This window comes from Xanthomonas sp. NCPPB 3200 (assembly GCF_056393585.1).
In genome coordinates this window covers 4028676-4049862 of record NZ_CM150785.1, presented here as the reverse complement: position 1 = coordinate 4049862, position 21187 = coordinate 4028676, and the positions used below count along the sequence as shown (strand labels likewise).

Annotated in this window: 17 protein-coding genes; 11 read left to right on the top strand and 6 right to left on the bottom strand. The window is 61.3% G+C overall.

Translation table 11 applies throughout. The annotated features are described in order from the left end of the window. Positions 1–122: 122 nt before the first annotated feature. Positions 123–1181, top strand: coding sequence for a fumarylacetoacetate hydrolase family protein (locus AC06DU_RS17335; RefSeq protein WP_349778406.1), 1059 nt, complete (start codon positions 123–125; stop codon positions 1179–1181). Positions 1182–1224: 43 nt separating this feature from the next. Then, the gene (gene maiA / locus AC06DU_RS17330; protein WP_054592353.1) at positions 1225–1890 is read left to right on the top strand and encodes a maleylacetoacetate isomerase; all 666 of its coding nucleotides are present in this window, start codon (positions 1225–1227) and stop codon (positions 1888–1890) included. Between the two features lie 284 nt (positions 1891–2174). On the opposite strand, the gene AC06DU_RS17325 is transcribed toward maiA, so the two are convergent. Further along, entirely contained in the window at positions 2175–3308 is a 1134-nt protein-coding gene (locus AC06DU_RS17325) for a PilT/PilU family type 4a pilus ATPase (protein ID WP_016900968.1), read from the bottom strand. Between the two features lie 98 nt (positions 3309–3406). Here AC06DU_RS17325 and AC06DU_RS17320 point away from each other — a divergent pair, with 98 nt between their 5' ends. The 9 genes from AC06DU_RS17320 (at position 3407) to AC06DU_RS17280 (ending at position 16415) form a co-directional block, all read left to right on the top strand. Then, positions 3407–3790 carry a DUF4398 domain-containing protein gene (locus AC06DU_RS17320; RefSeq protein ID WP_039525328.1) on the top strand — a complete coding sequence of 128 codons (384 nt, stop codon included), beginning with the start codon at positions 3407–3409 and terminating at the stop codon, positions 3788–3790. Beyond that, positions 3787–4677 carry a coiled-coil domain-containing protein gene (locus AC06DU_RS17315; RefSeq protein ID WP_046344413.1) on the top strand — a complete coding sequence of 297 codons (891 nt, stop codon included), beginning with the start codon at positions 3787–3789 and terminating at the stop codon, positions 4675–4677. The genes AC06DU_RS17320 and AC06DU_RS17315 overlap by 4 nt, the downstream gene beginning before the upstream one ends. 345 nt (positions 4678–5022) lie before the next feature. Then, positions 5023–5241: an HP1242/YdcH family protein gene (locus tag AC06DU_RS17310; protein WP_002814034.1), complete on the top strand. Its 219-nt coding sequence runs from the start codon at positions 5023–5025 to the stop codon at positions 5239–5241. Positions 5242–5527: 286 nt separating this feature from the next. Next, positions 5528–6898, top strand: coding sequence for a pyridoxal-phosphate dependent enzyme (locus AC06DU_RS17305; protein WP_104608242.1), 1371 nt, complete (start codon positions 5528–5530; stop codon positions 6896–6898). Between the two features lie 89 nt (positions 6899–6987). After that, positions 6988–8175 (top strand): cystathionine gamma-synthase, encoded by a 1188-nt coding sequence (locus AC06DU_RS17300; protein WP_478202911.1) that lies wholly within the window; start codon positions 6988–6990, stop codon positions 8173–8175. Positions 8176–8236: 61 nt separating this feature from the next. Continuing rightward, positions 8237–9055, top strand: coding sequence for an ABC transporter permease (locus AC06DU_RS17295; RefSeq protein WP_478202910.1), 819 nt, complete (start codon positions 8237–8239; stop codon positions 9053–9055). Further along, positions 9045–10355 (top strand): ABC transporter ATP-binding protein, encoded by a 1311-nt coding sequence (locus AC06DU_RS17290; protein WP_478202909.1) that lies wholly within the window; start codon positions 9045–9047, stop codon positions 10353–10355. The genes AC06DU_RS17295 and AC06DU_RS17290 overlap by 11 nt, the downstream gene beginning before the upstream one ends. Beyond that, positions 10352–12325: a GT99 family glycosyltransferase N-terminal domain-containing protein gene (locus AC06DU_RS17285; RefSeq protein WP_478202908.1), complete on the top strand. Its 1974-nt coding sequence runs from the start codon at positions 10352–10354 to the stop codon at positions 12323–12325. Before AC06DU_RS17290 ends, AC06DU_RS17285 begins: the two co-directional genes overlap by 4 nt. 49 nt (positions 12326–12374) lie before the next feature. Then, positions 12375–16415, top strand: a complete 4041-nt coding sequence (locus AC06DU_RS17280) for a glycosyltransferase (RefSeq protein ID WP_478202907.1) — start codon at positions 12375–12377, stop codon at positions 16413–16415. A gap of 79 nt (positions 16416–16494) precedes the next feature. Here the strand turns inward: AC06DU_RS17280 and AC06DU_RS17275 are convergent, their stop codons facing one another. The 5 genes from AC06DU_RS17275 to AC06DU_RS17255 form a co-directional block, all read right to left on the bottom strand. After that, positions 16495–17022 (bottom strand): hypothetical protein, encoded by a 528-nt coding sequence (locus tag AC06DU_RS17275; RefSeq protein ID WP_478202906.1) that lies wholly within the window; start codon positions 17020–17022, stop codon positions 16495–16497. Between the two features lie 14 nt (positions 17023–17036). Next, a complete protein-coding gene (locus tag AC06DU_RS17270) occupies positions 17037–18131 on the bottom strand; it encodes an acyltransferase family protein (protein ID WP_478202905.1) in 1095 nt (364 codons plus the stop codon). Next, positions 18128–19411: a hypothetical protein gene (locus AC06DU_RS17265; RefSeq protein ID WP_478202904.1), complete on the bottom strand. Its 1284-nt coding sequence runs from the start codon at positions 19409–19411 to the stop codon at positions 18128–18130. The genes AC06DU_RS17270 and AC06DU_RS17265 overlap by 4 nt, the downstream gene beginning before the upstream one ends. A gap of 62 nt (positions 19412–19473) precedes the next feature. Continuing rightward, positions 19474–19869: a GtrA family protein gene (locus AC06DU_RS17260; protein ID WP_478202903.1), complete on the bottom strand. Its 396-nt coding sequence runs from the start codon at positions 19867–19869 to the stop codon at positions 19474–19476. 4 nt (positions 19870–19873) lie between these two features. Continuing rightward, positions 19874–21181 (bottom strand): NAD(P)/FAD-dependent oxidoreductase, encoded by a 1308-nt coding sequence (locus AC06DU_RS17255; protein ID WP_478204441.1) that lies wholly within the window; start codon positions 21179–21181, stop codon positions 19874–19876. Between the last annotated feature and the right edge of the window lie 6 nt (positions 21182–21187).

Below are 21187 nucleotides of genomic sequence, written 5' to 3'. Positions count from 1 at the left end.
ATCGATCCTGGCCTCGCCGGCTGTCCCTAAGGGAAACGGACGGCCGCATGCAGACCGCGCCAGTGTACGCGCGTTTGGCGCGCTGCACAAAAGGCGAGTTCATCGGTTGGGCTACGAGTCAGTTGTTTCAGTTGCAACCACTGTTGCAACAGGCCGTACAATCGACCGATCAGCCACAGCACAGGACGGTCATGAAGCTAGGTTCCCTGAAGGAGGGCGGCCGCGATGGCTGCCTGATCGTGGTCGCGCGCGACCTGCGCACCGCGGTCCGCGCCACCGGCATCGCGCCCACGCTGCAGCGCGCGCTGGAAGACTGGAGCAATGTCGCGCCGCGCCTGAATGCCTTGTCGGCCTCGCTCAACGAGGGCAGCGCCGATGGCGTGTTCGATCTGGATCTGCAGGCCCTGGCCGCACCGTTGCCGCGCGCCTACGAGTTCGTCGACGGCAGCGCCTACCTGCCGCACGTGGAGCGCGTGCGCCGTGCGCGCAACGCCGAGGTGCCGGAAAGCTTCTACACCGACCCGCTGATGTACCAGGCCACCAGCGCCGGGTTCTACGGCCCGCGCGACGCGATCAAGGTGATCAGCGAAGACCACGGCATCGATCTGGAAGCCGAGCTGGTGGTGATCACCGACGATGTGCCGATGGGCGCCTCGCCCGAGCAGGCCGCCGCGCATATCCAGCTGGTCGGCCTGGTCAACGACGTGTCGCTGCGCAACCTGATCCCGGCCGAGCTCGCCAAGGGCTTCGGCTTCGTGCAATCCAAACCGCGCTCGGCGCTGTCGCCGGTGTTCGTCACCGTGGATGAACTGGACGAGGCATGGCGCGACAACAAGGTGCATCTGCCGCTGGTCACCCATGTCAATGGCGCCTGGTTCGGCGCGCCGGAAGCCGGCAACGACATGCAGTTCGACTTCGCCCAGCTGATCGCCCACGCGGCCAGGACGCGGCCGCTCTCGGCCGGCACCATCGTCGGCTCCGGCACCATCGCCAACCAGGACACCACGCTGGGCGCCTCGTGCTTTGCCGAGCAGCGCGTGGTGGAAACCCTGCGCGACGGCACCCCGAGCACTCCGTTCCTGTCCTTCGGCGACGTGGTGCGGATCGAGATGTTCGCTGCCGATGGCGCCAGCATCTTCGGTGCGATCGAACAGCGGGTCGAACGTCAGCCGCTGCCATGACATCGGCAAGGGCGTCTGCACAACACTGCATGCGAGGCCGGGCATGAGCGCGCCACTGGAATTGTTCTCGTACTGGCGCTCCAGCGCCGCGTATCGCGTGCGCATTGGCCTGCACCTGAAGGCGTTGGCCTACCTCGCGCATCCGGTGCATCTGGTGCGCGACGGCGGCGAGCAGCATGCACCCGCCTACGCGCAGCTCAACCCGCAGGAACTGGTGCCCACGTTACGGCACGGCGCGGTGGTGATTCCGCAGTCGCTGGCGATCCTGGAGTATCTGGAAGAGGCGTTCCCGGACAGCGCGCGGCTGCTGCCCGCAGCGCCGGCCGCGCGCGCCCGCGTGCGCGCCCTGGCGCAGGTAATCGCCTGCGACGTGCATCCGCTCAACAACCTGCGCGTCACCCAGTTTTTCGAGCGCGAATGGCAGCTGGATGCTGCGCAGCGCCAGCAATGGACGCGGCACTGGATGCAGCGCGGTTTTGCGGCGATGGAAGCGCAGTTGGCCGGTGATCCGCATACCGGCACGTTCTGCCACGGCGACACGCCGGGCCTGGCCGATTGCGTGTTGATCCCGCAGCTCTACAACGCGCGCCGTTTCGACGTCGATCTGGTGGCGTATCCGATCCTGCAACGTATCGAACAGGCCTGCCTGGCATTGCCGGCATTCGCGGCGGCGCGGCCGGAAATGCAGGTCGACGCGGTGCCGGCCTGAGCGGCGGCAGGCCTTTGCCTGGTGCGGGGGCACATCCGCGTCGAACTCGCAGCCCTGGCAGGGCAGGTGCCGGTAGCGAGCGGTTGTCGGCTGGCTGGGCGGCACGCAGGCGGGCGTGCCGTCTCCGTGCGCTGAGCATCGGCCGCGCTCGGCGGCACTCATGGGTTGATCGGAGCTAGCCGCTGCGCTGTCCCAACCGTGCGCACCGCTCGTACGCTGGCAACGGCCCTGCGCAATCCGCCGCGCCGGGCAGGTGCGCGGCAACACCGCGCGCCTGCCGATGATCAGATAAAGCCGTGGCTGATCTTCGGCGCTGCTGCCGTTTCGTAATCCGCGTACGGGTCGTGCTCGCCGGAACCGCCCTCGGACAGGCGGAACTTCAGCGCCAGGCCATCGCGCGAGTCGGCCGCGCGCAGCGCTTCCTCCTGTTCGATTTCGCCGGATTTGACCATGCGGAACAGGCATTGGTCGAAGGTCTGCATGCCTTCTTCCAGCGATTCCTCCATCGCCTGCTTGACCTCGTGCACCTGGCCACGGCGCAGCAGGTCGCGGATCATCGGCGTGTTGAGCAGCACTTCGGTCGCCGGCCGGCGGCGTCCGTCCACGCCCTTGACCAGGCGCAGCGACACCACGGCGCGCAGGTTCAGTGCCAGGTTCATCAGCACGTTCTTGTGCGCGCTCTCGGGGAAGAAATTGAGGATGCGCTCGATGGTCTGGTCGGCATTGTTGGAGTGCAGCGTCGCCAGGCACAGGTGGCCGGTCTCGGCGAAGGCGATCGCCGCCTCCATCGTCTCGGCATCCAGGATCTCGCCGATCAGGATCACGTCCGGCGCCTCGCGCATCGCGTTCTTCAGCGCGCTCTGGAAGGCGTGCGTGTCCAGGCCCACCTCGCGCTGGTTCACGATCGACATCTTGTGCTTGTGCAGATATTCGATCGGGTCCTCGATGGTGAGGATGTGCCCGGTGGTGGTGCTGTTGCGGTGGTCGATCATCGAGGCCAGCGAGGTCGACTTGCCCGAGCCGGTCGAGCCGACCACCAGCACCAGCCCGCGCGGGGTCATGATGACGTCCTTGAGCACCTGCGGCAGGTTGAGCTCTTCGATGCTGGGGATCCGGCTGCGGATGGCGCGGATCACCATGCCCACCTCGCCGCGCTGCTTGAACACGTTCACGCGGAAGCGCCCGGCGTCGGACAGGGCAATGGCCATGTTGAGCTCCAGCTCGCGCTCGAACTGCGGTACCTGGCCTTCGTCCATCAATGAATAAGCGATTTTCTTGACCATTCCCGGCGGCAACCCCGTATTGCCGAGCGGGTAGAGCTTGCCTTCGATCTTGATGTACACCGGTGCGCCGGTGGTCAAGAACATGTCCGAGGCATTCTTTTCGGTCATCAGCTTCAGGAAGTAGCCGATATCCATGCGCAATGGTTCCCCAACAAACGGCAGCGTCTCGTTGCAAGTCCGCCGCAGGCTTCCGACAATGGCCGTGCTCGAGACTTCTCGCTACGGCTCCCCTAATGACGGCTAGCTTCGCATACTTGCGGCGATCCCTGTATGGCATCGCCTGTTTCATGGTTCTTTCCTCTCCGGCTGCCGCCCAGGTGGCACCGGAGCTCACCGCCGCCGAACAGGCGGTGCAACGCGCCACCCAGGCCGATGCCGACCAGTACGCACCCGATCTGGTCAATCTGGCCCGCCAGGAACTGATGCAGGCCCAGCAGGCTCAACTGGACAAGCGCCAGCGCAAGCAGGTGCCACAGATCGCCTTGCGCGCAGCAGCCGACGCCGATCTGGCCAAGGCGCGCAGCGAAGAGGCGGTGGTCACCGCCCAGCTGGAACAGCGGCGCAAGGAAGTGGCGCAACTGCAGAACAGCCTCAACACCGGGGAGGCCGGCCGATGAAACTGCGTCCGCTTCTCTATCTGGGTGTACTGAGCCTGGGCACCCTGCCGTCGCTGGCAATGGCGGCCAAGGACGACCCGCAGGCCGACGCGCTCAACCGGCGCCTGGCCGCGCTGCAGAACGACCCGCAGACCAATGAACTGGCCCGCTTCGAGCGGCTGCAGGCGCAGCAGAGCGTGGCGGCGCTGGCCGAGGCCAAGCGGCGCGACCGCGACGAGCTGGTGTTCCTGGCCGACCGCCGGGTCGAAATCGCCGAACTCACCGCCCGCACCGCACTGGCGCGGCGCGAGCTGGATCGGCTGGAAGGCACCCGCAACGACCTGCTGATCGAAGCCAGCCGCCGCGACGCCTCGCGCGCGCGCCAGGAAGCCGAGCGTCTGCGCGTGCAGGCGCAGATCCAGGCCGAAGAGGCCGAGCGCATGCGGCAGGCGGCCGAACAGGAAACCCTGGCCCGCCAGGACGCCGAGCTGGCGCTGACCAGCGTGGCCGGCAAGCAGACCGCCAAGCTCAATGCGGCCCAGCAGAAAGCGGTGCAACTGGCGCATGAAGAAGCCGAACTGGTGGCCGGGGCCAAGTTGCCGTCCGCCAAGTTCGACAGCCGCGGCGAAGTGTTTTCGCTGGGCAGTGGCGCCTTCGGTGGCAAGGCCGCGCTGTCCGGCGATGCCGCGGGGCAGGCCAAGGCACTGGCCGAGTATCTGAACATCGGCAAGAAAGGCCGGGTCAGCATCGTCGGCTACGACAGCGATGCGGCCACCGCCAAGAAGCGGGCCGAAGCGTTACGCGACGCCTTGGTGGCCGCCGGTGTCGCCAGCGCACGGCTGCAGGTCAATGGCACCAAGGCCGCCGCCAGCAAGACGCGCGCTGCCGAGGTGGTTGTCGCGCCCTAATGCAAGTGGTTGGAAGTTAAGGTCTTTTAACCCGGGCATGACGCCCGGTTGAACCGCGGTCACTGATTGAGGCAGGGAACGGCAAAAGCAGCCGTTCTGGCCTTGAACCCCCTCCGCGACCGGCGTAGGGTCGTACTCCCGGGCAGCACTCCGCTGCCTGGAAGTACGGAGGGCCGGGCCAGTGACGCAAGGGCACGCATCAACGCAATTCGGTGGACAGCTTTTTGGTTCCGCCAGTGCGCTTGCCATTGTGATCCGCGAGTCTTCCATCCCCAAGCAGCGCCCCGTGCCGCCCGCGGCCGGGGCGTTCTTGTTTTAAGTGTTTCAAGTGAAGGAGGTAACGCCATGTTCGAAGGGCAACCGCAGACCGAAATCGACGCATTGGTCAAGTCCGATCCCGAGTTCAAGCAGCTGTACCAACGCCACAAGCTCTTGAACAAGAAATGCATGGATGCCGAACTCGGGGTACTCCCCATCGACGACGTGACCTTGGGCCAGATGAAGCGCGAGAAGTTGCAGGCGAAAGAAAAGCTCACCCGGATGTACGACCAGCTCACCCACTGATCCTTCCCCACCGCTAGAACAAGTTCACCGCCGCGGGCGGTGGCGGCCTCCTCGTCGGCTTGCCACCGTCCGCGTCTTTATTTGCGCAACCCGTGTCACGCGCCTGGCGGCAGGGCGCGATGCCCGCCTGGCGGCCGCGCACTCATGCCGGTGGTAGTGGCGCAGCGCTGGCTGAGCCCGCCCGTTCATTGGCCAGCGCGATCGGTTCCAGTCTGAATGAGCATTCCCCAGCCGTTCGTCGGATAATGGGCGGCCAAGCCCCGCGCGACGCAGTGACGATATTCCGATGGCGATCCATTCCTCCGTACTCGAACTGATCGGCAACACGCCGATCGTCAAGGCACAGCACCTGGACACCGGCGTCTGCGAGCTGTTCCTCAAGCTGGAGGCGGCCAACCCCGGCGGATCGATCAAGGACCGCATCGGCCTGTCGATGATCGAGGCGGCCGAACAGCGTGGCGACCTCACCCCGGGCGCGACCCTTGTCGAAGGCACCGCCGGCAACACCGGCCTGGGTCTGGCACTGGTCGCCCAGCAGAAGGGCTACCGGTTGATCCTGGTGGTGCCGGACAAGATGAGCCGCGAGAAGATCTTCAACCTCAAGGCCATGGGCGCCCAGGTGGTGCTGACCCGTTCGGACGTGGCCAAGGGCCACCCGGAGTACTACCAGGACCTGGCCGCCAAGATCGCCACCGAGACCCCGGGCGCCTACTTCATCAACCAGTTCGGCAACCCGGACAACCCGGCCGCGCACGAATTCGGCACCGGCCCGGAGATCCTGGCGCAGATGGACAACGATCTGGATGCGATCGTGTTCGGCTGCGGCAGCTCCGGTACCATGACCGGCCTGTCGCGCGCCTTCGCCACCGCCTCGCCGCACACCGAGCTGGTGCTGGCCGACCCGGTCGGCTCGATCCTGACCCAGTACATCGAAGAGGGCACGGTCAGCGAGAAGTCCGGCAGCTGGCTGGTCGAAGGCATCGGCGAGGACTTCCTGCCGGACATTTCCGATTTTTCGCGGGTCAAGAAGGCCTATTCGATCAGCGACGCGGAAAGCTTTCACACCGCGCGCGAGCTGCTGGCCAAGGAGGGCATCCTCGGCGGCTCGTCCACCGGCACCCTGCTGGCCGCCGCGCTGAAGTATTGCCGTGAGCAGACCACGCCCAAGCGCGTGCTGGTATTCGTCTGCGATACCGGCAACAAGTACCTGTCCAAGATGTACAACGACTACTGGATGCTGGACAACGGCTTCCTGGAACGCCCGCAGCACGGCGACCTGCGCGACCTGATCCTGCGCCCGTACAACAAGCGCGACACCGTAGTGGTCGGGCCGAAGGACCTGCTGACCACCGCCTACCAGCGCATGAAGCTGTACGACGTCTCGCAGCTGCCGGTCATCGATGACGGCGAGCTGGTCGGCATCGTCGACGAGAGCGACGTGCTGCTGCATGTGTACGGCGACGAGGCACGCTTCCGCGACCCGATCTCCACTGCCATGGTCAGCAAGCTCGATCGCCTAGATGTCGCCTCGCCGATCGAGGCGCTGCTGCCGGTGTTCGACCGCGGCCAGGTCGCCATCGTCATGGACGGCAACCAGTTCCTGGGCCTGATCACCCGCATCGACCTGCTCAACTACCTGCGCCGCCGCGTGCAGTGATCGCAGCTGGCCGCGCGCCCGGATGGGACGCGCGGCACCGGCCATTCAGACCTGCTTGCTACAATCCGCCACTTTTTCCGGGAACCTCCATGTCCAATCGCACCACACCCAGCCACGATGGCGAGCGCGAACTCTCGCTCGCCACGCTGGCGATCCATGGAGGGCAGTCGCCGGACCCCAGCACCGGGGCGGTGATGCCGCCGATCTACGCGACGTCCACCTATGCGCAGTCCAGCCCGGGCGAGCATCAGGGCTTCGAGTATTCGCGTACCCACAACCCCACGCGCTTTGCCTATGAGCGCTGCGTCGCGTCGCTGGAAGGCGGCACGCGTGCGTTCGCGTTCGCCTCCGGCATGGCCGCCACCTCCACGGTGATGGAGTTGCTGGACGCCGGCAGCCACGTGGTGGCGATGGACGACCTGTATGGCGGCACCTTCCGCCTGTTCGAGCGGGTGCGTCGCCGCACCGCCGGCCTGGATTTCAGCTTCGTCGACCTGACCGATGCGGCCGCCTTCGAAGCCGCGATCCGTCCCGACACCAAGATGGTGTGGATCGAAACCCCGACCAACCCGATGCTCAAGCTGGTCGATATCGCCGCCATCGCTGCGATCGCGCGCAAGCATGGCCTGCTGATCGTGGTCGACAACACCTTCGCCTCGCCGATGCTGCAACGCCCGCTCGGCCTGGGCGCCGACATCGTGGTGCACTCGGCCACCAAGTACCTCAACGGCCACTCGGACATGGTCGGCGGCATCGCGGTGGTCGGCGACAACGCCGAACTGGCCGAGCAACTGGCCTTCCTGCAGAACTCCATCGGCGGCGTGCAGGGGCCCTTCGACAGCTTCCTCGCCTTGCGCGGCCTCAAGACCCTGCCGCTGCGCATGCGCGCGCATTGCGAGAACGCGCTGGCGCTGGCGCAATGGCTGGAAACCCACCCCGCGATCGAAAAGGTGATCTACCCCGGCCTGGCCTCGCACCCGCAGCACGCACTGGCCCAGCGCCAGATGTCCGGCTTCGGCGGCATCGTCTCGATCGTGCTCAAGGGCGGCTTCGAGGCGGCCAAACGTTTTTGCGAGAAGACCGAACTGTTCACCCTGGCCGAATCGCTCGGCGGCGTCGAAAGCCTGGTCAACCATCCCGCCGTCATGACGCATGCCTCCATCCCGGTGGCCCGCCGCGACCAGCTTGGCATCAGCGATGCGCTGGTGCGGCTGAGCGTGGGGGTTGAGGATTTGGGGGATTTGCGGGGGGATTTGGAAGAGGCGCTGCGTCAGTAATGCCGTCGTCCAAGCTCTTTTATTCGTATGCGTGATACTCCAAAGCAGAAAGATCGATTAAATGCAGAAGTTTCGTACATCACCATTTGCGATGTTCTCGGCGATTGCCGGGAACCGTCATCTGACATGGTCGTTGATAAAACGTGAAGTACTTGGCCGTTATCGCGGGTCGATGTTCGGCATCCTGTGGTCGTTCTTCAATCCACTGCTCATGCTGCTTATCTACACGCTTGTTTTCAGCGTGGTGTTCAAGGCGCGCTGGGCGGGTGGATCAGGCAGCAAGATTGAATTCGCGATGGTCCTGTTCTCGGGATTGATGGTGTTCAACGTGTTCTCCGAATGCTTAAACAGATCGCCCAGTCTCATCCTCATGAACGTCAACTACGTGAAGAAGGTGGTGTTCCCGCTGGAGATTCTGCCGGTCGTTTCCCTGGGCAGCGCGCTGTTCCATGGTGCAGTGAGTTTTCTGGTGTGGATGATCTTCTACTGCGTGTTCTTCGGCGTGCCCGCCGCCACAGCGTGGCTGTTCCCGATTGTTCTGCTGCCCATGCTGTTCTTGTTGATGGGGCTCAGCTGGCTGCTCGCTTCGCTTGGCGTCTATCTGCGCGACGTTACCCAGGTGGTCATGTTGCTCACGACGGCACTAATGTTCCTGTCGCCGATCTTCTATCCGGTCTCTGCACTTCCCATGGAATATCAGCACGTCATGCAATGGAATCCTATGACGTCGGTCATTGAAGATGTCCGGGCGGTGCTGATCCAGAGTTCCATGCCGGAATGGGGCGGCTACCTGCTTCGTCTGGCGGGCAGTATCCTGGTCGCATGGGTGGGATTTGCATGGTTCCAGAAGACCAGGGAGGGTTACGCCGATGTCCTCTGAAGTCGCGATCTCGGTCAACAACCTGAGCAAGTCTTTCTCGATCTACGAGACTCCCCGGGACAGGCTGAAGCAATTCATCCTGCCTCGCCTGCAGCGCTCAGTCGGCATGCAGCCGCGTCGCTACTTCAGGGAGTTTCGTGCACTTGAGGGCGTGAGCTTTATCCTCAACCGCGGCGAGACCGTAGGCATCATCGGACGTAATGGCGCGGGCAAGTCTACCCTGCTGCAGATCATCTGTGGCACCCTGGCGGCTACCCACGGCAATGTCGTCGTCAATGGCAGGGTGGCGGCCTTACTGGAGCTGGGTGCCGGGTTCAATCCGGAATTCACCGGGCGGGAAAACGTCTTCCTCAATGGCGAACTGTTGGGGTTGTCCCGGGCCGAAATGCTGCGACGATTTCCGGAAATCGAGGAATTCGCCGGCATCGGTCAGTTCATCGACCAACCCATCAAGACCTACTCAAGCGGCATGTACGTCCGCTTGGCCTTTGCCGTGCAGGCATGCGTGGACCCGGAGATCCTCATCGTCGATGAGGCGCTGTCCGTGGGCGACATTGGCTTTCAGTACAAGTGCTACAAGCGAATGGAGGAACTGCGCAGGAAGGGCGTGACCATTCTGATGGTCACCCATTCCACCGGGAGCATCCTTGAATACGCGGATCGTTGTATCGTGATGGACGGCGGGAAGATCCAGACCGATACGCGTGATGTACTTGCGGCAGTGTTGACGTACGAGAAGGGGATGATCGCGGCCCGGGAAAGCAAGCGGGTCATGAACTTTGTAGTCGGCGATGCCTTGACGCTGAGGGATCTGACTGAGATCCAGCGCTCCAGCGTCAATGAGCATGTCTCGGAGAAGCGCTTCGGTTCGGCGCGGGCGATAATCGAATCTCTGGAGATCGTGCGGTCCGACGGGGCAACGTTCGATGAGGCGCCGGTCATTCGTTCGGGCGAGGAAGTCATCTTCAGGTTCACCCTTGCCTCCTCAGACACTATTAGTGACGTTGCTCTTGGCGTGTCGATCACGCGTACCCAGGGTGGGGACGTGTGGGGCGATAACAACATTCGTGCAGATCACCCCATTTCCCTAGAGCCGGGGCGCCAGCGGATCGAGTACACGGTGAAGCTTCCCATCAGTGCTGGCGATTATCTGGTGCACTGCGGTCTGGCTTGTATCGCCAGCGGTACGCGCGAGGAACTTGATCAGCGCCGGCCAATGCAGAGCATCAAATTCTGGTCCGCTCGGGAGCAGGTGGGCGTCGTGTTCGCACCGATCAAAGTCACCGGAGAGGCACAATGATCGCTGTCTTCCTTTCTCCATACGCGTTCCGCGGCGAGCCTGCCCCTTATCTCTGGGTGTTCTACAAGTTTCTGGCAAGCATCGAAGAACCTATCTGCTTCATGCTGTCCGCAGATTACCTCGCTGCCCCCGGCAGCCCGGCCTTGGACGGGCGAGCCGAGCTTGATCCGGCTCGTGCCGCCGCACTGGGCTACGCCGCGCCGAGTGCAGAAGTACTTGCCCGCCACCACTTTGCGCTGATGGACAGCGGACTGATGCAGCAGCTGCTCCCGCGCTACGGTGGCAATCCGCTTGAGTTCTTCAGAGCGTACCTGAGCGAGGAAATTCCAGAGCTGATGCAGCAGCTACGCGGAAGCCTCGCGTCGCTTCCATCAGATATCGAGGCGATCACGACCTGGAGCAATTGCCCTTCACTAGCGGCGGTCGCGGCAGAGTATGGAATCCCGGTTATCTACATGGAGGTCGGTCCGCTCCGGAACCCGCAATACCGCTCTACCGGTTACCTGGATTTCAGCGGCGTCAACGGAAACACCGAAGCTGAAGCCAGAAACGCAAAGGCTGACGACTTCCCTGAGATTGCCGCAACCATCGACGACCTGCGCCGCGGGTTTGCATTGCAGCAGCTTGAACGCGTTCCGAAGGGCCATATGCTTGGCGTCGTCCTGCAGGTGGAGGATGACTCCAATCTGCTCAGCTTCAACAACGGATACGATAACATTGGACTCATCACTCGTGCCCTAATGGAAGATCGCGAGGACCGGCTGTTGATCAGGGCCCACCCTGGCAGCCGTTTTGATCTCAAGCCAGGCAAAGCAGCGCGCGACCTATCGCCTTCGGTGGTGGCATTTTTCGGGGAATGCCGGAAAGTGTTGAGCGTCAATTCCAGCGTCGGGCTCGAGGCCATTCTCTTTGACGTACCTGTCGATGTGTTTGGAGATGCCTCCTATCGCTACATTGCCGAGGAAAGTGATCCCATCCAGAGAGTGCGCAAGCTTTCCTTCTATCTGTTTGCTTATCTCGTCCCGTTTGATCTGATGTTCTCGTCCAGCTACATCCGGTTCCGGCTGGGAAAGCCTGCAGAATCGCAAATCGTTGCGCGGCATTTAGAGGGCTATGGGGTCAGCACGGCAGCGGAGCTGTCACTTCAGGATGACTCGCCTGCGTCGTCCACAGGCATTCTCCGCGCCATGTCGCAGAACATTGATGGGGCGGCGGTGGAGCCCATGATCGATGGCCTGCAGGACAAACAGGCGTGTCTGAAGCTCTACTACCGCGACGCTGATGGTCACTACGAGGAACGATTTTCGCGAGGCGAGGTGGCCGTCAGGGCCAACGGCTTTTCGCAATGCATACGTTTCACATTGCCTATGGGGCTGAAGCCGGCATTCGTGCGGTTCGACCCAGGTTCGGATGAAGGAACGTACGAGCTCGCGGAGATGCGCTGGGGCTGGCAGAAGTCCGTAGACGACGCCGCACTGTTCCCTCTGTTCGATCTGTCCAATCGGCTGGTCGCGTTTGACGGTATCAGGATGGACGCAGGCGACAAGGTCAAGCTGCTTTCAGCTAGCGGGAACCCCTTCTTTGAGCTGTCCGTGGGTGACCTCTGGGCATCAAACCATGCTGTGGGCGAGGGTGCCGCGGTCGTCGAACTGTGCTTCATCCACCACAGTTCCCAGTTTGAAACGCTGTTGGAGGCGTTGCGCCAGGGCGAGCGCCTTGCTCGCGTGGAGTCGGGCGACACATCCGAACGTCTTCGTGAAGCGATGAATGTGCTGGACAATGTCAACAAGAGCAGCTCCATGCAGCTCCAGCTGATGGAGCAACTGCTAGACGCAATGTCCTCAATATCTGACAAGCTTGGGGAAGAAAATCAGTCGGTTGGAATGATCGGGCGCGATGTATCGTCGCTCGTCGACTTCCTGCGCAACCGCCCCACGCTCTGGTCGAAGATCAAGGGGGCGGGCAAGTGAAGGGCCACTTCAGAAGTGGTGATAGAAGCTGCATCCAGGGGATTTTTAAATGCGGTTGATCAAGGAAGTGAAGCGAGGCGGGCAGAAGTATTTGTGGCGCACGATGCCGGTTGTCCGACGTCACGCGGCTAGTGTGCCTCTGTTGCGAAAGATCTACTTTGGCTCGCGTCATTTGGCGTGGCGCGCCAAGTGCACGTTCCATCTCGTCATGGGGTTGATGCGCAGCCCAAGGACTGAGCACGAAGGCGTACGCGCGAGCGGCCTGTTCCATGATGACTGGTACGCAGAGCGTTATGCGAACCATCTGGCCGGCGTGACCGACTACCTAGCGCACTTCATGAAAGAAGGAGCCGACAAGGGATTCTGGCCGAATCCGCTGTTCGATCCTGAGTGGTATGCGCGCAGCAGCTCCGACGTCGCGCGGCTGCATATCAACCCGCTTGCACACTATGTCTATTACGGTGCGTCTGAAGGACGCCGGCCGGTCCCGCTGTTCGACACAGCGTTCTATCTGAGCGCGTATCCGGACGTTGCCGAGGCAGGGATGAATGCCCTTGCCCACTTTCTGGCCCACGGCGCGCGTGAGTTGCGTGACCCGCATCCCTTGTTCTCGACGCAGTGGTACATCTCCAACTATCAGGACGTAGCCCTGGCAGGGCTCAATCCTCTGGTTCACTACATGGCATCGGGCGCCTATGAAGGACGCGACCCAAACCAGTTCTTCAATAGTGCGTGGTACCTGTCCAAATACCAGGATGTGGCGCGTGCCAAGAAAAATCCCCTGGAGCACTATGCGTTCGGCGGCTACCTCGAAGGGCGTCAGCCCGGCCCAGCGTTCGACACCCGGCGTTATCTGGCTGACCACCCCGATGTTGCTTCGGCGGGCATAGACCCGTTGCTGCATTACCTGCGCATTGGTCGTGCCGAGAGCCGCGCGCTGCCTCTGCGACTGATGACCGTTGATGATGTCGCGCCGTCGCCCAAGTCCGCTTGCGCGGTTGATGTGTCGCGTCGGATGGTCGACGTTATCGTCCCAGTTTACCTTGGCATCGAAGAAACATCGCGTTGCATCGAGAGTTACGTTGCTGCAAGCGCAAGCAACAGCACTCCGGCCCGGCTGGTCGTCATCAATGACTGTTCTCCAGATCCTGAGATGCATGTTTATCTTGAGCAGGCTGCGGCCAGGTTTGGGTTCCTGCTGCTCAAGAATGAGGTTAACCTGGGTTTTGTGGGGACTACCAATCGGGGCATGTCACTCGGTCTCGAGAATGACGTGTTGCTGCTCAACAGCGATACAGAGGTGGCCAACGACTGGCTCGATCGGATCGTCGCGCATGCCGATCTGGATCCGCGTGTCGCGACGGTCACCCCGTTGTCCAACAATGCGACCATCTGTAGCTACCCGGAGTTTTCCGGGCGGCGGAAGCTGCCGGCTGGCGTCTCCGTGGAGGAAATGGATAAGGTCTGTGCCGACGCGAATCGCGGGCGCAGTGTCTCCATCCCGACCGGCGTCGGCTACTGCATGCTGATCAAACGAGCATGTCTCGATGAGATCGGACTCCTCGATGAGGACGCGTTCGGCAAGGGCTACGGAGAAGAAAACGACCTCTGCATGCGCGCCACGGAAAATGGCTGGAAGAACATCCTAGCTATGGATACGTTTGTGTTTCACGCTGGCGAGGTGAGCTTTGCTGCCGGCGCAACCGCCGCCAAGCAAGCTGGCGCCACGGCGTTGCTGCGCAAGCACCCCCGCTACAATCTCGAGGTTGCGAGTCACGTCGCAGAAGATCCGGGTCGTGTCTATCGTCTTGCCGTAACCGCAAAGCTCTGGAAGGTGCAAAGGGCGAAGGTGATGCTGCTGGTGAGCCATGGGCTCGGCGGCGGCACCGAACGGCACGTGCAGGAACTGACCAAGCGCTATGCGAAGGACTACAAGATTTTGACTATGCGGCCTTCGGCGATTTTGTCTTCGTCGGGGATCGCACTGCAGGCGTGGGACGACTACAGCGACATCACGGTCGATTTTGCGTTCTCGAACGGCGACGAACTGGCTGCGCTGCTCGCCGTGTTCCCCGTAACGGCCGTGCACGTGCATCACCTTTACGGCTACGGACCAGAAGTCGAGCAGGCACTGGGTGCGCTGGATGTCCCATTTGACTTCACCGTCCATGACTACTTTACGGTCTGCCCCCAGATCAACCTTTCCAGCGACGGTGTCTCATACTGCGGAGAGCCCGATTCGTCCGGATGCAATGCATGCATTCTGCGTAACGACAAGCGCGGCGTAGGCGACATCCGCTCATGGCGGCTTCGTTACGAATGGGTACTTCGCGATGCGCGCCGCGTCATCGCGCCCAGCATCGACGTGGCCGAACGCATCAAGGGCTACGCACCGGATGCAAATGTGACGGTCGTTCACCATGAAGATACGCCGTTGAAGTGGCGTCACGCACGCCTGCAGCGCTTACTAGGCGCGCAGGATGTGCTCCGGGTCGGCGTCATCGGCGTACTTGCCCAGCACAAGGGGCGTGAATTGGTGATCGATGCGGCGATTACCGCCCTGGAGCGGAACCTGCCCATCGAGTTCATCGTCATCGGTGACCCGCAGGGAGAGCTTCCGCCCTCGACCGTGGCGGCGATCCGAACGACTGGGCGGTACCTTGAGAATGAGCTCACCTCCATTCTGGAAAACGAGAAGCCTGATGTATTGCTTTTCGCATCACGTTGGCCAGAGACATACAGCTATACGCTGAGTGCCGGTCTCGAGGCAGGACTGCCTGTTATTGTGCCGGACATTGGCGCGTTCTCCGAGCGTGTGAGCGGACGCCCCTGGTCCTTCTTGATGCCTGCTGATACCGCGCCTGACTCGCTTGTGAAGAGGCTTTTGGCGCTACGCGAAGTTTTCGGTGAGAACGTCTACACCGAGATGCTTCTCTCTGAACGGGCGGCGTCGGTCCCGGTGTCTGGGCCTGACGCGGGCTATTCACAGGAAGCCATGCAGCACCCGCCGGTGTCGCTGTCACACGGCGATCGGTTGCGCATTGTGGTGGTGATGGAGATCGCGCATGACATACCAAGTCCGTGTGCCCATATTCGTCTGATGGCGTTCTTCGACGCGATGCAGGCGCAAGGGCAGGCATGGGTTCGTTATGTCCGGGCGAAGGATGTGGTCCGCTATCGAGCCGACATCATTGTGACTCACCGTACCGCCGTCACCACATTGGCTGAAGCGGAAGCGCTTTCCGCGTACGCTGCCGCGCACAGAATTCCGCTGATTTACGATCTAGACGACAACCTGGCTGCTTTGGATCCGCGCGCGGAGAATGGCAGATATCAACCGCTTTTGGCCGTGGTGCATCACTTTAGCGCAAACGCGGCTGTCATCTGGGCATCCACGCCGACACTGTGCGGTGAGCTCCAAGCTGCGGGCGCATCCAATGTGGAGGTTCACCGCAATGCGCTGGATCCCGCTGTTTGGAAACCTGCCCTGCAGCGACCTCCGACGTTAGGCCTGTCCGATCCGGTCCGTGTCCTCTACATGGGAACCATGACGCACAACGACGACCTTGTGATGATTTTGGACGGTCTGAAGGAGCTCAAAAACAAGCACGGCAGCAGTGTGGATATCTCTCTGATCGGGGTTAAGGAGGGGCCAGCAACTCAGGAGTGGTATTCGGTCCTGGCCGTCCCCCCCTCTGTGGGTGGCTCGTATCCGGCGTTCGCGTCCTGGATCGGCTCAATTACGCCGTTCGACATCGGCATTTCGCCGCTTCGCGATACTCGATTCAATAGAAGCAAGAGCGAGATCAAGGTGCTCGATTATGCAGCCCTGGGCCTGGCGCCTGTGGTGTCGGATCTTGAGCCTTACCGTTCTACCGTCACCCATGGGGTGAACGGCATGCTGGTTGCCGAACAGCCCAGTGACTGGTTCGAGGTCCTTGACCGCCTGGTTTCTAACCGGGATCTGTGCTATCAAGTAGCAATTGCCGCAAGAACCATCGATTTCTGTGGCGATTTCGACAGGGCTGTTGCTGATCGCTTCGCATCGATGCGCCGGGCAGTAGATGCCCATGAATCCGGAAAGGTCTAATTCGCAGCGCAACAAAAAAGAGCCGGCTGTCGCCGGCTCCTTTGTCTTGTATTATCGGCAGTGCTCATGCAACGCTGAGTCATTCCTCGATCTTTACAGTTGCCTTGAGGTTGCAGGCCTTGTCTGACGCTTTCATGCCTGTGGCAAGCCACAGCACGTACTCGCCTGCAGCGACGTTGGAGATGTCCACGACAGTGGTGAAGCCTGCCTTACCCAGCTCTGGACCAAACGAATTTGCCACGTCCGGTCGCTCGGCACCGCCTTTCACCTTGGCGTAATACGACCCAGCAGTGCCTTGGAACACCAACAGACTCTCTGGTAGCACCCCTTGGCCTGTCTCGAACGCCCACCCTTCGAAGGAGGCGCCCTGACCGCGGCTAACCACTACGGTGCCCGAAACCGGCAGGCCTGATGCAAGATCAAGGTGGCACTGGAGCGCATCGTGATTGGTAGCTTTCAGGCCCGCATCCAGCTTTACTGCCGGGTTATTGGTACTCGCCGGCGTCCGGGCCTCCGTGCCGCCGCCGCGATTCTCTACTTTACAGCTAGTAACCACCGAGCTCAGGGCCAGGGCAAGTGCCAGATATCGTTGCTTTGAAGAAATCAATGGAGAATCTCCTACTAAGGTTGATGGGCGGCGCGTTCGGACACGGACGCCTCGGGAGAAACGGTACGGGACCGGGACTTCAGGGAGAGGGCGCGCTTCTCCACAAGCCTGAACGAAAGCCAGCCTGCGATAATGGAAACTGCTAGTGCCAGCGCGATCCTAGCCCAGCCCGACAGCGACGAGGGCATGATCTGAACCAGCGCGAGGGCGATGGCAAAGTGGTAGATATACATTCCGTACGAGATGTCGCCAAACCAGTCCGGGATCCGCAGCGTGAAACGCGATGCCATGCCTACCGCGAGAATTACAACCGGAAGCGTGGCGAACTCGACCATGTCATAGACCCGCCTGTCATTGCCAGTGAGCGCGAGCAGCCAGATGGGGAACAGTATCCAACCGAGCTTCTTCAGTTTCTCTGGTGACGGAGAGGCAATGGCCAGTAGGCACCCTGCCAGCAGATAGTAGACACAGGTGAGCCCCAGGCGCATGGGAAAGAAAAAGGTGACAAGGTCGTCCACTGAAATAATGAAAAGGTGCGAGAACGGGAGCGAGCCATAGTCATTTCTTACAAAGATAGCGACTACGGCGACGAACAGGATCGCGACCAGTTTGTGGAAATGGCGCCAGCCCCCGAATAGCCCAACCAGAATGTAGAAGCCGAGTTCCGCGGTCAGAGAGTACAGCTGACCTACTAGTGGTGCGCCACCGAATGTGCCAGGCAGACTCGGATTCAGAGGGAACACAGCGGCCGTTGCGAGGAACGACCAGGTGCCTGGATGGGTGAGGTATTCGCGCAGCGGGAGCGAAGTAAACATTGGCCCGAGTCCAAACGCGAGCAACGGCAACGCCACACAGAGGGCCGGGAAGATGCGTAGGGCGCGGGCCTCGAAAAATGGCAATGCGTCGTTCCTGAATCTGCTCTTTGCAATGAGAAACCCACTGATGGTGCAGAAGATGTTTAGCCCGAGTCCGCCGAAGCTCTGATTGTTGGTAGCCCTGCCGAGCCCGTCATACGCTAGGACGATGTCCATTGAATGACCCAACGCAACCAGCAGCGCGCCGAGAAGCCTAAGGGCATCAAAGTTGTTGGTGCGTGCGCTTGAGCTCATTTGCTGCTCTCAGAGGGTTTCGAATCGATGATCACTCCCCAACCCTGGGGATTGAGCGGAACCGTGTACGAACCAGGTGTTTCCAACTGCTTTGCGTGGCTCTGCCAATTGAACTCGACAAACGTGGGGCGACGTAGGTACTGCTGGTTAGTTACAGCCACCAGGCAGAGCAGGGCCGTTGTGGCGACAGTGGCATTCCATTGACTCCGACGGCTGTCACCTGTCATCGATAGCCATACCCCCCACCACAACACAACCTTGATTAGATAGAAATAGCGGTCAGCTAGCAGAAAATGGTAAAGGGGAGCGACTTCCTTCAGCCGCACAGGCGCGAATGTTTCTGCCGCTGCGAAGGCGACGAAGCCGAGCACAATCAGGCGAGAGCGTCCTTCGATTCGCTTCGAGAAAATTAACGTCCCGATGATCATAGCGAACAAGAGCAACCATGCGGTCGCAGTTAAGAAGGAGCTGCCGAAGGCATGAATGGGGACCAGATCGCCGAACGTGATCTTGAGCAGCGACAACAGATCCTTTTGACTTTCCCCCTTGACCGGAGGGTGTGTGATGACGACGGCAGCCTGAACGATGGCACCGGTGCACGTTGCTGCCCAGGCCGCCCAATCGCGCGTTGCGCCAAACTCACGCATGGCTCCATTGAACGGGTCCAGCTCGAACCGTCGCGACAGGTAGGCCATGGTCAGCATGCCTGCAATGATCAACGCCAGAACGATGGAGAAAGGACCGGTAAGCGCCATGGCGAAGACCGCCAGCGGGCGCATCCAGATCATCCAGCCGCGCGCGACCTGCATCGGGGTGAGGCAAAGAGCTGCCATGGCAAACTGAAGAAACCACTGGGCGTTAGTGATGGTGCCCAGGATCTCGCCACTGGTGGGAACCGCCAGAAATGACAGCGCTACGATCCACATGGGCACATGTGACTTCATGCGCCTGCAAGTTACAACGATGGCCGCGGTCGTCAAAAGAATTGCAGACGCGTTGTAGATCAGCGGTGCTTTCGCGGCGGGAAGCCATGACGCAATCCATGCAACTAGCCGCGGCACAAAGTGTAGATACCCCGCGTACGGAGTGAAAAGCTGAGGCAGAGACGTGCCGAACTGTTCTTTGAAGAAGACAGTGGCGTCCTCCGCCCAGAACTGAGGGTTGCTTAGCGCATCATTGCCCTTGTATGCCATTGCGGCCAGGATGACTAGGAAGAACGCGACTCTGTCTTTTGTGATCCAACTGCTCTTGTTCGCTGCCGTGGCGGATTGGGTGCTCATTGTTGGACTTTCCGTAGTTCTGTATTCGACGACTGGCGGATGGAATGGAGGCGGCAAGCAGGCTATCGGGTCGAGAACGAAAGATACTTATGCCCGAAGTAGCTGGTAACCACAGGCACGGCGACGCCCACCGCATGTGCAATGGTCTCTGCATGTTGTTCGAGTCCCATGCCGGGCAGTAGCCAGCGCGCCAGTGCCAGGCTGACCAGTATCGTCTGGAGTACCGCCAGCAGGTTGATTGCAACGAACCATGCGGCCTGGTGGTGGAGGGCATTGTTGGCGGACTTGAACACGATTGCGCGGTTGAGCACGAACGCGGTCACCATGCCCAGGCAATACGCGACGATGATCGAAGGGACGTAGTCGAGCACTGCGTCTATTGCGATTCTCGATCCAAAGTTGACGGCGGCGGCCAGACCGCCGACCAGAAGGAACATCGTGAACTGTCGGCTCAACATATCCTCAGGCTCGCGATGTGTATGACACCGCGACAGCGGCCAGCTCTGCGCCCACGTCAATGCTCTCGTTGATCGATCGGTCTTCCGGATAATAGTAGGCGGTGTCTGCCATGAAGAATCCACACAGCGGCGTCTTCATCGGCGGCAGCATGTCCTGGAAGCCTGGTGGGCAGATGGTCTGCGCGTACTCGTAACGGTGGCAATGGGTGGCGCGGATCCACTCCGGCTTGAAGTCCGGGTTGATCATCGGCAGGTAGCTGATGACCTCGTCGATCAACTGCTGATTGCTCCACTGCCACTTCGGGTGGGTCTTGGGCATGTAGTAGGGCGCATACACGATGTGCTCGCCGGGGCCGTTGCCGGGGTTGAGGTTGCTGTACTCGATCAGGCCGGGGATGGCGATCCGGTCGTCGCTGATGTTCATCCAGAAGTTTTCGCTGACCGGCCTGGATAGCTTCAGGATCACGCAGGCGACCGGAATATTCTCGATCGCGCCGACCTGGTCGGCAAACGTCTTGGGCAGGCCGGGCACCATGCCGGGCACGTACTGGAGCGGTGCGGTCGACACGACGCCGTCGTAGGGATGGTGACCGTCGCGGGTGCGGATGCCGGTGACCTGGCCTTCGGCCGAGGCGACCTCCTCGATCGGTTGCGACAGCAGGATGCGACCGCCCAGGCGTGCAACTTCTGCCGCCATGCGTTCCAGCAGAACGGCCGAGCCACCTTCCAGATAGCCCATGCTTTCGTTGAGAAGATTACGCCGCGACAACGCCACGCGCTTGATTCGGGTGCCGATCCACGAGGCGGACAGATCGTTCTGGTACTCGAAGAACTTCAGCGCGAACGCCTTCTCCCACATCACCTTGTAGGCTTTGGGGCCGATCCAGCGGGTAATCCAGTCGCGTGCGTTCTCCTTATCCAGCGCGGTCCAGTCGCTGATACCCTTGGTGTGCATGACATGCAGCGCGTAGCGGATCTTGTCGACTAGTCCCAGATGCGGGAAACCGAGCAGGGCGAACGGCGTTCCCCATTTGTGCAGCTTGCCCTGGTAGTAGTACCCCATCTTGGTGTCGGTCCAATGCAGGCGGTCGGACAGCTTTAGGTCCTCGAGCAGCTTGAACAGCGGGAAATCAGTCTTGCAGATGAAGTGGTAATAGCGCTCGATGCGCAGGCCGTCGAAATCAAAATCGGCGGACATGCCACCGATCCGGTCATCGCGTTCGTATACATCGACCTGATGACCTTTCTTCAGTAGTTCCATGGCAGCCATTAAGCCCATGGGGCCGCTGCCGACGATCGCGAATGAGCTCATGTTTTT

Coding starts and splice junctions, on each gene's coding strand:
- maiA (WP_054592353.1), top strand. CDS start 1,225: ATGAGCGCGCCACTGGAATTGTTCTCGTACTGGCGCTCCAGCGCCGCG.
- AC06DU_RS17325 (WP_016900968.1), bottom strand. CDS start 3,308: ATGGATATCGGCTACTTCCTGAAGCTGATGACCGAAAAGAATGCCTCG.
- AC06DU_RS17320 (WP_039525328.1), top strand. CDS start 3,407: ATGACGGCTAGCTTCGCATACTTGCGGCGATCCCTGTATGGCATCGCC.
- AC06DU_RS17315 (WP_046344413.1), top strand. CDS start 3,787: ATGAAACTGCGTCCGCTTCTCTATCTGGGTGTACTGAGCCTGGGCACC.
- AC06DU_RS17310 (WP_002814034.1), top strand. CDS start 5,023: ATGTTCGAAGGGCAACCGCAGACCGAAATCGACGCATTGGTCAAGTCC.
- AC06DU_RS17305 (WP_104608242.1), top strand. CDS start 5,528: ATGGCGATCCATTCCTCCGTACTCGAACTGATCGGCAACACGCCGATC.
- AC06DU_RS17300 (WP_478202911.1), top strand. CDS start 6,988: ATGTCCAATCGCACCACACCCAGCCACGATGGCGAGCGCGAACTCTCG.
- AC06DU_RS17295 (WP_478202910.1), top strand. CDS start 8,237: ATGCAGAAGTTTCGTACATCACCATTTGCGATGTTCTCGGCGATTGCC.
- AC06DU_RS17290 (WP_478202909.1), top strand. CDS start 9,045: ATGTCCTCTGAAGTCGCGATCTCGGTCAACAACCTGAGCAAGTCTTTC.
- AC06DU_RS17285 (WP_478202908.1), top strand. CDS start 10,352: ATGATCGCTGTCTTCCTTTCTCCATACGCGTTCCGCGGCGAGCCTGCC.
- AC06DU_RS17280 (WP_478202907.1), top strand. CDS start 12,375: ATGCGGTTGATCAAGGAAGTGAAGCGAGGCGGGCAGAAGTATTTGTGG.
- AC06DU_RS17270 (WP_478202905.1), bottom strand. CDS start 18,131: ATGAGCTCAAGCGCACGCACCAACAACTTTGATGCCCTTAGGCTTCTC.
- AC06DU_RS17265 (WP_478202904.1), bottom strand. CDS start 19,411: ATGAGCACCCAATCCGCCACGGCAGCGAACAAGAGCAGTTGGATCACA.
- AC06DU_RS17260 (WP_478202903.1), bottom strand. CDS start 19,869: ATGTTGAGCCGACAGTTCACGATGTTCCTTCTGGTCGGCGGTCTGGCC.
- AC06DU_RS17255 (WP_478204441.1), bottom strand. CDS start 21,181: ATGAGCTCATTCGCGATCGTCGGCAGCGGCCCCATGGGCTTAATGGCT.